We start from the raw sequence: 11,601 nt of genomic DNA on the forward strand, positions 1-11,601 counted from the left end.
ACCTCCGCCAACGCGGCTCCCCCGAATCCAAACCCGTCGGCGCCCAACACCACCTCACCGACGAAACCGGCTGACCACAGCACGTGGTTGTCAGCGGCCGCCTCCCCCGGTGTGCGGGGCGGAGACGGCGCGTCCTTCGCGTCCGGTGAGCAGGCCCAAGGCGATCATGCCGAGTCCGAGACCGAGGTGGAGCCAGTTGTCCGCGCCGTTGACCGGGACGAAGTTCGCGTCGCTGCCGTGCTCGATGAGCAGCCCGTAGAGCCACAGCACGAGGTACACCACCCCGCCGATCAGCAGGAACAGCCGCGCCGCGTGCGCGGTGCGGCTGCACACCAGGCCGACGACGCCGAAAATCAGGTGCACGACGTTGTGCAGGGTCGAAACCATGAACACCCCGAACAGCATGGCCATCGAGCCGTGCCCGGCGAGACCCATCTGGTCGTAGTCGGTCGTCACGCCGGGGATGAACCCCAGCACGCCGACCACCAGGAAAACAACGGCGACGATGCCGGCCGCGAGCTGGGCGGACGACCGTCCGATTGCGGTGTGCGACGGCGTGTGAGTCGACATGGCCTTCTCCTCCCCGTGAAACGGGCTTCGGTGGGGCCCGGACGGCCACCACGCTGGACGTGGACGTACCCCGCGGCAGACCAGGTAATCGCAACGGACCCGACGAGCCTCGGCTCCTTTCCGCCGGCCCGACGATCAGCGCGACGGGCTCCTGCACGGCACAATCAGCACGCTGGCCGATCTGACCGCGGTGTCGTTGATGAGCTCGACGGGCTGCGCGTCTGGGAACGGGTCTACTTCCTGGCGAAGGAACGCGGCGTCACCCTGTTTATCCGGCCGCCGGTCTCGCCGGTCGCCCGCCGGCTGATCACGATGTTCCCGATGCACTTCACCGGTGTCATCGAGCCCGGAGCCGGCGTGACACGTCGAACACCGGTGCGTCCGGGTCTCTTGCTCACGGCCGCGGCGGGGCCGCTACCCGCCGGTGGCGAGGGAATGGCAGTGCTCCGCGGCGGCGAGCAGGGTGTCGTCGTGTTGCCAACGCAGCCAGCGCGCCGTCGCGCCGGCGATGTGATCGAGGGTGGCGCACTCGACCGCCGCGGGAGTGTGCCCGATGGTGTGGTGCAGTGTCGAGAGCACGACCAGCACCCGTCCGTCGTCGGGGTCGCGGACCGGGGTGCTCTGCAGGGCGTGGAAGCCGGCGGCGAGCACGATGCCCTCGGTGAGGGTGCCGGCGAAGATCGGGTCGTCGCCGACGTCGGGCACCACGACGCGCTGCCGGGTGCGCAGGACGACCGCGCAGGCCGCCTCGGCGAGCGCCGCGCGCTCGAAGTGGTCGACGTACACCCGGGGCAGCCCGGTGTGGGCGGCCATCCGCAGCATGGCGTCGGGCTGGACGAGCCAGGCGTCCGCGGCGTCCGCTTCGGCGGCGCTCAGGCAGCGCTGCGCCGCACCGTCGAGCACGGCTTCGGTGGCGCGTCCGTGGTGCCGCCGGACCGCGAACCCGAGGTCGGGTTGCCGAGGCCGCAGTGATCCGGTGAGCCATCGCGATCCGTTCGCCGAGGTGGGGCGCGGCAGCTTCAGCACCGTCGCCGCGACCTCGACCAGCCGCACGTTCAAGGCCTGCGACGCGTCGCGCAGCAACGCCTGCGCCGCGTCCGCGTCCGCGTCGGGCAGGCGATAGCGCTCCTGAAGCAGCCCAAGGGCCTGCGCGACCAGCGGCCGTACCGCCAACTTCGTCCGCAGGTCGGCGATGTCCTCTGCCAACTGCTCGGTGGGCACGTCCGGTCCGTCGCCGACGACGCGACGCCCACGAAGAGCATCCTCGGCGGCCTCGACCGTGTTGTCGATCTCCACCACGTCATCGGCACGAGCCGCGCGCAGCACCCGACGCACCACACCGTCCGCGGCGACCACCCGGTTGGCGCGGCCCGAGCCGGCAAGAGTCCGCGCGATCCGCAGCACCATGCGCACCCCGGCCGCGCTCAGCAGCGACACGCGCGACAGATCCAGCACCACCGGCCACCGGTCGTGGCCGACCAACTCGAGCAACCGGGCCTCGACCTGGGCCAGCTCCGGACCGGCCAGATCGCCGACGAGAACCACCACCCGCGCCGGAGCCGAAGCGGACGAATCCACCGCGGAACGGAGGTGGCGCACGTCGTCGGCGCGGCAGCGGACCGTCATCGACGCCCCCTTCCGCGTCACGTCCGGCGAGCCCACCTCGGCGGCACGGTCTCGACTACCCACGGTAGCCCCGGCCACGACCGTGGGCCCAGGGGCGAAGGCGAACGCCGACTCAACGACCGCCCGCTGTGCCAGGCCGGCAGGCGCCCGGCGCCGGCCTGATCGGAGAACCCGACGGCCTCCGGTCGCCCCGGCCCCGGCCGATCCGGGGAGCCGAGGCACATCGGACCGGCCGATGCGTGTTCATCCCCGCGGAGCCGTGGCACCGTGGACAGGTGAGCAGTTCCGACGACCCCGGCGCAGCCGCCGCGGAAGTGGCTGGGCACGCCGCCGCACGCGCGCTGACCGCGGCGAACCGCCGCAGCGCCTTGCGGACGAAGGCCACTGACTACGCGGACTCCGCCGCGGATTACGAAGAGACCAGCGGCCGTGGGCATCATGAGGCGGTGGTCCAAGCACACGCCGCGCTGGCAGAAGCACGACAACGCGCAGAGAGCGCCCGGGCTCGTGCCCGGGCCGGATTCATCCGCAGCCAGCCCGGCGCTCCACACCCGGATCGGTTCCTCGGGGCTGCGCTCGGCCAGGATCGCGGGCACCACCGGTTCGCGCAGGTACTCCCAGGCGTCGGGATCGCGGAAGAACCCGGTGACGTTGATCAGAATCGTGTTGAAGAGCGCGACGAACTCTTCGGCGTTCACCTGCAGCTGGTCGATGTAGTCGCCGTAGCTCTCGATCCCGATCTGCGTCATCCGCCGCCGGACCCGGCGCATCAGGCTGCTGCGCTTGTAACCCGTGAAGTCGAAGCCCCGCGACTCCTTGAGGTACGCGAGGACCGACTCGAATTCACCGTTGGGCTTGAGCTTCGGTTCCGTCACGCTCCGACACGCTACTCGCCGGCGCGGGTCACCACGGCCGGGCCGGCGAGGCGAGGACCGCCCAGACGACCTTGCCGCCCTGCCACGTCCGGCTGCTCCCCCAAGTCCGCGCGAGCCGGGCAACGAGCCTCAGGCCGAAGCCACGATCGGCGAAACCCAGGCCTTCGCGCAAATGCGCGTTCACGGGGCTGTCGTCGGCCACGGCGACGGTGAAAATCTCCCGTCGCAGATCCAGCCGGAGGCGCGGCGCCGACTCCGTGTGCGCCATCGTGTTCTCCACGAGCTCGGTGACGACCAGGCAGGCGTCGTCGCCCAGGTGCGGTACCCGCCAGTCCGCGCACTTCTCCCTCACGAACCATCTCGCGTGCGCCGCCGCCCGCGGTGAGCGCACGATCTCCTGCTGCCCTCTGAGCCGGACGGGCCGGTCGAGCCCGGCCTCCGCCTCCTGGGTGTCGGCGTGGACCGAGGCGTACCGGTCGACGGTCCGGCGCCGGAGCAGGGCCCGGTGCTCCGCCGAGGTGGACACGACGGCGAGCGGGATCGCCGGCCACTCCCGGATCCGCATGGCCACCAGGGTGAACACGCTCACCAGCATCGAGTCGTCGACGTCGAGCCCGCTGATGTCCGCGACGAGCCCGTCCGGAGCTTCGACAGCCGACTTCAGCAGGTAGTCCCGCAGCTCGGAGTAGGCCGCGACGGTCAGGTGACCCGTCGCGGTCACCACCGTCGAGCTCGTCCGCCGGTGCCGCGACAGCTCGAGTGGCCCGTCGGTCACGGCCGGACCTCCTCCTCCGTTTCGGCGCCGACGGAGTCCACCAGAAAGCGGCGCAGAGTCTTCGCCGCGTCCGCGGCCTCGCCGGCGGAACGGGAGTACCGCTCTTCGAGCGCCCCGTGCCCCCGGTCGTGGGAGCGACGCTCAAGCTTGCGCGCGAGGCCGGCCTTCTCGTCGAGGGACCGCAACGCCATCGACAGCGCGCGTTCGAACTCCTCGTCCTGAGCCCCCAGCAGAGCCTCCGCCGACCACGCGTGACCGATGCGGCAGCGGTACCGTTCCGGGGCGTCCCCGACCGCGACCAGCGCGCCGTTGCGGTCGGGACAGGTGTACCCGCTGGCCGGGCCGCTCTCCCCCGGCCGCACCGCCTGGAAGTCCACGCCTTCCCGGGCGATCAGGTCCTCGGCTCGAAGCGCGTCCGATGGCGGTGCGACGGGAGGCGGATCCACCGGTGTTCGCGCGAGTTTGTCCAGTGCGGCGCCGATCTCCGCGGCGGGGAGCACGTGTTCGGTTTCGACCTCGGCGAGGGCGTTCGTCGGCATTCCCGCGAACAACGCGTCCGCCGGGTCCTGCACGACCGCGAGCCCACCCCGGTCCACGATCGCCCGCAACCCGGCCGCCCCGTCGTCGAGCATCCCAGAGAGGACGACGCCGATCACCCGGGGTCCCTCGGTCAGCGCGGCCGAGCGGAACATCGCGTTGGCTGCGGGACGGTGGCCACTCTCCGTAGGGCCTCTCGGCAGCACGATCTTTCCGCCGGCGGTCAGCAGGTGCCGGTCCGGCGAGGCGACGTAAATCGTGCCCGGAGCCAGGTCCGCCCCGTGCTCGGCCGACTTCGCGGGGAGCGGCCCGGCGCGATCGAGAATCAGCGGAAGTGCGCTGCGGGCTCCGATGCCGAGGTGGACGGTCACGAGGACAGCCGCGGGGAAGTCCGGCGGCAGAGTCGCTGCCAATGCGCGCAGCGCCTCGATGCCACCGGCCGAAGCACCGACAACCACCAGGTCGCGCTTGACGAGCGACACGGCTCGCACCTCCTCACATTCCGCGTGAGCGTAGTCACTGATGGTTTGGTTTCCCCGCTCGCGCCACGCGAAACCACTTCGGCTCTGATGGCCCCGCCCTGTCACGGAATTCCACAGTGGACAGTTAACGAACGGGGTAATCTGGGCGCCGAGGAGGGAGAAACCAGCCCGTCCGGGCGGAAAGAGGGCGGTGATGTCCGAGGTCCGCACCGAGCTCGTCCGGCGCGCTCGATCGACGGTGCTCGTGTTCACCGGCACGCTCGACCCGCGGTCGCGCCGCACCGTGCGCGACGGACTGCTCAAGGCCGCCGCGGAGGCACCGGACGGCCTGATCGCCGATGTCTCGGAGCTGGCCTTCCCCGAGGACGCCCGGCTGAGTGTTTTCGCGCTGGTGGCGATGCGGGTGGGCAGCTGGCCGGGGGTACCGTTCGCCCTCGCCACGCGTCAGCCGCACCAGCGGGCACTCCGACCCGTTTCTCCCTCGCCCGCTACGCCCGCGTCCACCGCGACGCGGCCGAGGCGGAACGCGAGTTCGGCAACCCCGTGCGGCAGCGCGCCGTCCGCCAGTTCCCGCGCACCGAAGTGGCCGGCGAGGTCGCCCGCGATTTCACCGGCGAGGTGCTGCGGGCCTGGCACGTTCCCGAGCTCACCGACCAGGCGGGAACGATCGTCACCGAGCTCGTGACGAACGCGCTGCACCACACGCACTCCGAACCCCAGGTCCGCCTCAATCTCCGCCGCGGCATCTGCACGATCGCCGTCGCCGACGACGACCCCCGCCTCGTCGAGCTCGACGAGCAGCGAGATCCGATGGAACCCGGCCTCGGGCTCAAGATCGTCGCGCAACTGGCCCGCGCGTGGGGCTGCAGCCGCACCTGGGCCGGCGGCAAGGTCGTCTGGGCGACCCTGCGCGTGCCGGCAGGGCACCACCGGCCCGCGCGACGCTGACGACGACGCGTGGCGCCAGTGTCCACGGTGCCCACCCCAGGCTCTCCGCGTTCGGTGCGGTGGCGCCCACGGTGGCGGAGGGTCGCGAGCCCGCCGCGCAGATCGCGACGTAGCCGGTCCCACCACGAGACTGGACACGGTCCCGAGCAGCGGGCCAGCCCCGAAACGCGCTTGCCCCGCCGTTTGGCGGGAACGTGAGGCTGGCCCGTTCTTCTGCTGATTGAACCGTAGCCGAAGGGGGAATGTGGGGAGGGTGATCACGACAGAAGAGGGAGCGGAGCGTGCTCGTGCGAGGGGGCAGGCTGCGGGCGCGCGCGCACGCGAGCTGGCGACCCGTCGAGCGGCCCTGACCGGCCGTGGACGTGCCGAGCCGGGCCGGACTGCTGCGGCCCGCGCTGCTCAGCGGGTTCAGGTCGCGCAGGAGCGCGCGGCCACGGCGCGGGAGAGCCTCCGGCAGGGCTTTCTGCGCGCGGCCGCCGCGCACGAGCGGGCCGCCCGAGTCCTCGAGCGTGTGGCCGAACACGGAATCGGGGACGTGCTCGCCTGCCGAGGGCACGCTGCCCGACATCGTGCCGATGCCGAGGCGGACCGTCGGCGGGCCGCGGAATGCTCAGCACTGCCGACAACAGGCGAGACAACCCTGTCGGCTCGACGTAACGTCCTGCGGCGCCACCTCGCCCACACCGCCAGTCAGGCCGACCCACCAGTGAGTCGGGCGGTCGCGGCAGCGGCCGCGCACCTGGTGCGCGATGTCGACGCGGTGGTGATCACCATCCGCGGACGCGGACTGACGCAGCATGAGCTCGCGGCCACCGACCCCTGGGGACAGCGGATCGAGGAGCTGCAATACATCACCGGCGAGGGGCCCTCGATCACCGCGTTCACCACTGGCCAACCGGTCACCGTCACCCGACTGTCCGAGCACGCAGGGCGGTGGCCGGGATTCGTCGGTGCAGCGGGCGAATACGGGGTCGACGCGGTGTTCGCGTTCCCGCTGTCCACGGCGACCGCTCTCCCGCTGGGCACGATGACCCTCTACCGGCGCGATACCGGAACGCCTCCGGCCGGACTGGCCGACGCCCACGACCTGGTCGAGCTGGTCGCGACGGCCCTGTCGGACGACCGCGAGCTGGCCCAGCAAATCAGCAGCTCCACAGCGTACGAGGACATCAACATCGCGGTCGGTCTGCTGTCGATTCAGCAGACCATCAGCACCGACGAGGCGCTGGTTCGCCTGCGGGCGTCGGCGTTCGCCTCGGGCCGGCCACTGATCGAGGCCGCCCGCGACGTCGTGGCCCGGCACTCACACCGGCACCGGGACCAGCGTCGTGAATGAGCTGCGGCAACAGGTGATGGACGTGTCGGCCCGGCGGGTGTCCGGCACCACCATCGGGCTTCCCTGCAGTGCATCATCATGAGAGTCGGGTGGTCCGAGTCACGAGCCGGCCTCGTGGCCGTGCGGAGAGGGGGCCGAGGTGCCACACACATCGCCCAGTGACGAAGACTGGGCCTGCGACAAGCTCCAATTCTCCGCCGACGCGGCCGTGGCCGTCGCCCGGCGCCCGGCGCCCGAGCACGGCGCGCCGCTCGGGCCGTTGGCCCAGCAGTTCGCCACGCTGACCTATTCGCTGCTGAACACCCACACGGTCGGCGACGTCCTGCAGCAAGTCACTGACACCGCGCTGCGGGTGGTACCCGGCGCCGAGCTGGTCAGCATCACGCTGCGCGCCCCGGACGGGACGTTCCACACCCCGATCCAGACCGACCCGGTCGCCGGCGAACTCGATCAGCTGCAATACCGGCTCCATGAAGGGCCGTGCCTGGATGCCGCCGACCCGGCGGGGCCCGCCGTCGCCGACAGCCCGGACCTGGCCACCACCTCACGGTGGCCACGGTTCGGACCGGCCGCCGCCCAGCGTGGTTGGGGTGCGGTGATGTCCACCGCGCTGCTGACCGACGCGCAGCCACCGCGGTTATCCGGCGCGCTCAACGTCTACGCTAGGCGCGCCGGTGGGCTCGGTGAGCCCGACCGGGCGGCCGCGCTGCTGCTGGCCACCCACGCCTCGCTCGCCCTCGCCCACGTCGACACCGTCACCCGAGGCCGGCTCCAGAACCACCACATGGAGCGGGCTATCGACTCCCGCGACGTCATCGGCCAAGCCAAAGGCATCCTGATGGCGCGCCGCGGCCTGTCCGCCGACGAAGCGTTTGACCTGCTGCGCCGCACGTCCCAAGACCTCAACGTCAAACTCGTCGAGCTGGCCGAAACCCTCGCCACTCGCCACGGCGAGCTCGATCTGCCCGACCCCGGGCCGGGTGCATCCTGACCCCCGACCCCGCCATCGCCTCGTAGTTCCCGCGGCCGCGACACCCTCGCTGTCTCCGCCCCGATCACCGGATTCGACGCCCGCTACGCCCGAGGCAAGGCACAACGCGCCCCCGGCCCGAGCTCGGACTTCCCGCACGAGGAGCACTTCTTCGTCGGCGGGCCATCCTCCGTCGCACGGCATTGCTCCGGCTTCGAGCCGGCCGAGGATGGCGTCGGCGTGGGCCGAGACATCGCCGACAGACCAGAGGTCGAAGGCGAAGGCCATCGCATCGCGGTCCTGCTCGCGAAACAGTGGCTTGACGTCCTGCTCGAAGTGCATCGGCTCATCCTCCGTTGCGGTTGTACCTGCCATGCCGCCGCCGGGCGCGAAGCGACCGACCGCGCCCCGGCCGGCGAAGTGCGCAGCGAGCGAGTCCGCCGCGGCGGTCAGCGCACGCTGCGCCGGTTCGAGCGCGCGCCACGCGCTCGGGTGAGCTGTTCGTGACGGCGTGGCGAAGTCCTGGAGCTGGGGGATGATGTCGCCCGCGGGCATCAGAGGAACCGCCTTGTGCACGGGCGCGTCGATGCGTTCCGCACCTTCGAGCGCCATGCCCTCCGCGCGTTCGAGGAACATGAAGTGCTGGAGGGCCAGCTCGCCGAAGTGCATCGGCGTCAGGTTCACGGCGGTCGGATAGTGGTGCGCGGGCGCAGAAAGGTTCGGCCGGGTCGGATGAGGCGCTACAGCCGATCGCGGCGAGGACGTCCTGCGCCAGCGCGAGATGCAGCATCTCCGGGGTGGCGACGCGCCCGGTTGTGTGGCGCCGGCGGATGACGGTTTCCAGCGCCTTCTGTGCGAGCCCCTCGTCCGTGCGCTGCTTGAGCGAGAACGTCGCGTCCGGTGTTGCCGATCGGGTCCGTCATTCCTGGCACCCCGTCCCGTCGGACGGCCCGGTCAGGTCCTCCGCGGGGCCCGGCGATCTTTGCGCTGGGCGAGCTCTGCTTCCTCCACCAGCACCAGCATCGGCTTGCCGGGTTCGCACAGCATCATGACGGTGAACCGGAGCGGGACGTCCTCGCGGTTGTTGCCGTCCTGGTAGTGGATGACGTCGCCACCCGGCTCCCAGAACGCCTCTCCGGCATGCACGACCCGCTCCGGCTCGCCTTCCAGCTCCAGCAGCATCTCGCCGTCCAGCACGTAGCCGAACGCGGGCCCCGGATGCCGGTGCGGCGGCGCACCGGGATCACCGGCTGGATACTCGACAACCACGGTCATCACGTGGGCTCCCGCCGGAATGAAAGGCGGTTCTACCTCCTGCAGCGTGGTGAACGCCGACTCCCAGGCGGTCGATCGCGGCTTCTGCCCGGTCGGCGCCGGATCGATGTTCGGCATGAGAAACACCTCCGTGTCGGATGGGTGGTGCAGGGCGGCGTTACTCCCGAATCCGGCCGGGCCACTCGGCGTTGCGGATCTCGCCTCGGATCGCCAGGCCGGCCGGCACGAGAGTCCGCTCGCTCAGCTCGGTTCCGAAGTAGCGCGCGTGCGGGTTTGGCTCCACCTCACGCGGATCGTTGCGGGCGGCCGGCGCCGCGCGGAAGAACTCGTCCATCCGGGACTGCTCGGGGCCGGCGATCTCGACCGTCCCGTTCAGCGGCGAGCCCCCCGCGGTCGAGCCGACCGCCTGGGCGACGTCGTCGCCCGCGATGGGCTGGAACAGCACAGGTGCCAACCGGACCGCGCCACCCTCGGCGGCCGCGTCCGCGATGCGCGCGACGAATCCGAAGAACTGCGTGGCGTGCACGAGTGAATACGGGATCGACGACTTTTCGATCGGCGACTCCTGCGCGATCTTCACCCGGAAGCAGCCACTGGCGGCCAGCAGTGTGCGGGTCGAGGTCTCGAAGAACTCCATCACCGCGGCATTCTCGAACGACGGCGAATTCGCCACATCGACCACCAACGCCGTGCCGGCCAGGGCGTCCGAAAGTCCTTCGCCGGTGAGCGTGTTGACGCCGGCGTTCGGCGATGCGGCTACCGCCTGGTGGCCGTGCTCGCCGAGCTTCGTCACAAGCTTCGAACCGATCAAACCTGTACCGCCGATAACCACGATCTTCATGGGCATCCTCCGCTGGCTACCGGGCATCCGGCCGCGCGGGAAGGCAGTGACAGGTTGGCAGCCCCAGCACTGCTTGGCCACGGCGGAACTCGGGCAGCGACTCCTGCAGCCGAAGCACAAAGGCCAGCACGAATGGGCGATGAACGGTGTACTCACGTGCGCGACTGTCTGCGGAGGGGCCTGCGCAATTCACGGAGCCGCGCCACTCCTCCGCACATCCACCAACCACGTCTCCCTTCTGCGGGCCCGCTGCTCAGCATCCCGCGCCCACACTCGGCATTGAAGGGTCGCTTTTTCACCATTCCCGCTCTCTGTCAACCAGTCATGAAGGCATCGGCGACACGGAAGCCCGTCGGCTACCCCAACCCGAAATCGGTGACAGTCAGGGCTCAATTGCAGCCGCGCGGTCCACTCGTATTGCCGGACCGTGCCACACCGCCGACCCAGGGCAGGCGACGGCCCAGCCGGAAACGTTGCGACTGCCGGGGCGCACGTCGTGTGTCACGAACGCGAGGGCACGGAGGCGTTCGGCCGCAAGCACGGGTTGAAATCCTCGTCGTCGCGGCCGTTCGTCGAGCCTTCAGTGGACGTTGCGCGGCTCGTAACATGGGCGCGGTCGCTGTGGATCGGCAAAGGGAGAAGCCATGGCCACCAACGCCGTCGAGACCGGCGAAACGCAGGAGCAGTCCCGCACCGCCAAGGTGAAACTCCCGTTTGGGCTCCCCGAGTTACACGCACCCGACGTGCGGATGCCCCGGGTTCCGAAGCAGGCGCGCCACGAGATGAGCGCGGCCTTGGACACCGCTCGTTCGTTCCTGCCGCCGCCGCGGCAGCTCGTCTACTACGGGGCACTGGGAGTGCTGACCGCGGTCGAGCTGATCGAGTGGCCGGTGGCCATCGCGATCGGAGTGGGTACGGCGGTGGCAGGACGCGGTCGTGAATCGCGTGCCGCCGAGCCGGGAGCGCGGACCGCGCCGGTGAAGCCGGTCGAAAAGCGGCGAGCACCCCAGGATCGGGTGCGGCCCGCCGGCCAGCCCGAGACCGCCGGTGCACACCAGCCGACGAAGCGGGTCACATCAGGAGAGCGGCCGTCGATGGCCGGCCAGCCCGAGATCGCGGGCGCGCACCATCCGCTGGCGGAGCGCACACCACCACAGGCCGGGCAGCCCGAACCCGCCGTGGCCAAGTCCGAACCCGCGGCCGCGAAGCGTCGCACGCCGAAGAAGCCAGAAACCGCGCCCGCGCAGCGAGAATCGCGGACGGGGTCCACCCCGGCGAGGTTGCAGCCCGCGGCACCGGCACCGTCCGGCGAGGCGGCGAAGTCGGGCAAGCAGGACAGCAATTCCGCGCCCGGCGGCGAGTAGCC

At 71.0% G+C, this 11,601-nt stretch carries 11 protein-coding genes and 1 pseudogene; 5 read left to right on the forward strand and 7 right to left on the reverse strand.

Annotation, left to right across the window (positions count from 1 at the left end; genetic code table 11):
- Window positions 1–90: 90 nt before the first annotated feature.
- The 5 genes and pseudogenes from AB0383_RS45305 to AB0383_RS45325 form a co-directional block, all read right to left on the reverse strand.
- Entirely contained in the window at window positions 91–570 is a 480-nt protein-coding gene (locus AB0383_RS45305) for a DUF4383 domain-containing protein (RefSeq protein ID WP_366190619.1), read from the reverse strand.
- Between the two features lie 414 nt (window positions 571–984).
- Window positions 985–2,196, reverse strand: a complete 1,212-nt coding sequence (locus tag AB0383_RS45310) for an ANTAR domain-containing protein (protein WP_366190621.1) — start codon at window positions 2,194–2,196, stop codon at window positions 985–987.
- A gap of 521 nt (window positions 2,197–2,717) precedes the next feature.
- A pseudogene (locus AB0383_RS45315) lies at window positions 2,718–3,071 on the reverse strand (chemotaxis protein CheR); the annotation flags it as partial.
- Between the two features lie 28 nt (window positions 3,072–3,099).
- Entirely contained in the window at window positions 3,100–3,846 is a 747-nt protein-coding gene (locus AB0383_RS45320; RefSeq protein WP_366190623.1) for an ATP-binding protein, read from the reverse strand.
- Complete coding sequence (locus AB0383_RS45325) at window positions 3,843–4,865, reverse strand: chemotaxis protein CheB (RefSeq protein WP_366190625.1); 1,023 nt, start codon at window positions 4,863–4,865, stop codon at window positions 3,843–3,845. Before AB0383_RS45325 ends, AB0383_RS45320 begins: the two co-directional genes overlap by 4 nt.
- A gap of 543 nt (window positions 4,866–5,408) precedes the next feature.
- Here AB0383_RS45325 and AB0383_RS45330 point away from each other — a divergent pair.
- From AB0383_RS45330 to AB0383_RS45345, 4 genes are all read left to right on the forward strand, one after another.
- A complete protein-coding gene (locus AB0383_RS45330) occupies window positions 5,409–5,813 on the forward strand; it encodes an ATP-binding protein (RefSeq protein ID WP_366190627.1) in 405 nt (134 codons plus the stop codon).
- Window positions 5,814–6,066: 253 nt separating this feature from the next.
- On the forward strand, window positions 6,067–7,149 hold the full coding sequence (locus AB0383_RS45335) for a hypothetical protein (protein WP_364187305.1): 1,083 nt from the start codon (window positions 6,067–6,069) through the stop codon (window positions 7,147–7,149).
- 208 nt (window positions 7,150–7,357) lie between these two features.
- Entirely contained in the window at window positions 7,358–8,140 is a 783-nt protein-coding gene (locus tag AB0383_RS45340; RefSeq protein WP_364187308.1) for an ANTAR domain-containing protein, read from the forward strand.
- A gap of 219 nt (window positions 8,141–8,359) precedes the next feature.
- The gene (locus AB0383_RS45345) at window positions 8,360–8,626 is read left to right on the forward strand and encodes a hypothetical protein (protein WP_366190630.1); all 267 of its coding nucleotides are present in this window, start codon (window positions 8,360–8,362) and stop codon (window positions 8,624–8,626) included.
- A gap of 447 nt (window positions 8,627–9,073) precedes the next feature.
- On the opposite strand, the gene AB0383_RS45350 is transcribed toward AB0383_RS45345, so the two are convergent.
- The gene (locus tag AB0383_RS45350; RefSeq protein WP_366190632.1) at window positions 9,074–9,511 is read right to left on the reverse strand and encodes a cupin domain-containing protein; all 438 of its coding nucleotides are present in this window, start codon (window positions 9,509–9,511) and stop codon (window positions 9,074–9,076) included.
- Between the two features lie 40 nt (window positions 9,512–9,551).
- Window positions 9,552–10,316 carry an SDR family oxidoreductase gene (locus tag AB0383_RS45355; protein ID WP_366190634.1) on the reverse strand — a complete coding sequence of 255 codons (765 nt, stop codon included), beginning with the start codon at window positions 10,314–10,316 and terminating at the stop codon, window positions 9,552–9,554.
- A gap of 563 nt (window positions 10,317–10,879) precedes the next feature.
- On the opposite strand from AB0383_RS45355, the gene AB0383_RS45360 reads away from it, so the two are divergent.
- Complete coding sequence (locus AB0383_RS45360; RefSeq protein ID WP_364187322.1) at window positions 10,880–11,599, forward strand: hypothetical protein; 720 nt, start codon at window positions 10,880–10,882, stop codon at window positions 11,597–11,599.
- The last annotated feature ends 2 nt before the right edge of the window (window positions 11,600–11,601 follow it).

Source organism: Amycolatopsis sp. NPDC051373 (assembly GCF_040689465.1).
Taxonomy (GTDB): Bacteria; Actinomycetota; Actinomycetes; order Mycobacteriales; family Pseudonocardiaceae; genus Amycolatopsis.

Excerpts from the sequence above, each read along its gene's own strand:
- AB0383_RS45305 (WP_366190619.1), bottom strand. The coding sequence starts at position 570 with ATGTCGACTCACACGCCGTCGCACACCGCAATCGGACGGTCGTCCGCC.
- AB0383_RS45310 (WP_366190621.1), bottom strand. The coding sequence starts at position 2,196 with ATGACGGTCCGCTGCCGCGCCGACGACGTGCGCCACCTCCGTTCCGCG.
- AB0383_RS45350 (WP_366190632.1), bottom strand. The coding sequence starts at position 9,511 with ATGCCGAACATCGATCCGGCGCCGACCGGGCAGAAGCCGCGATCGACC.
- AB0383_RS45360 (WP_364187322.1), top strand. The coding sequence starts at position 10,880 with ATGGCCACCAACGCCGTCGAGACCGGCGAAACGCAGGAGCAGTCCCGC.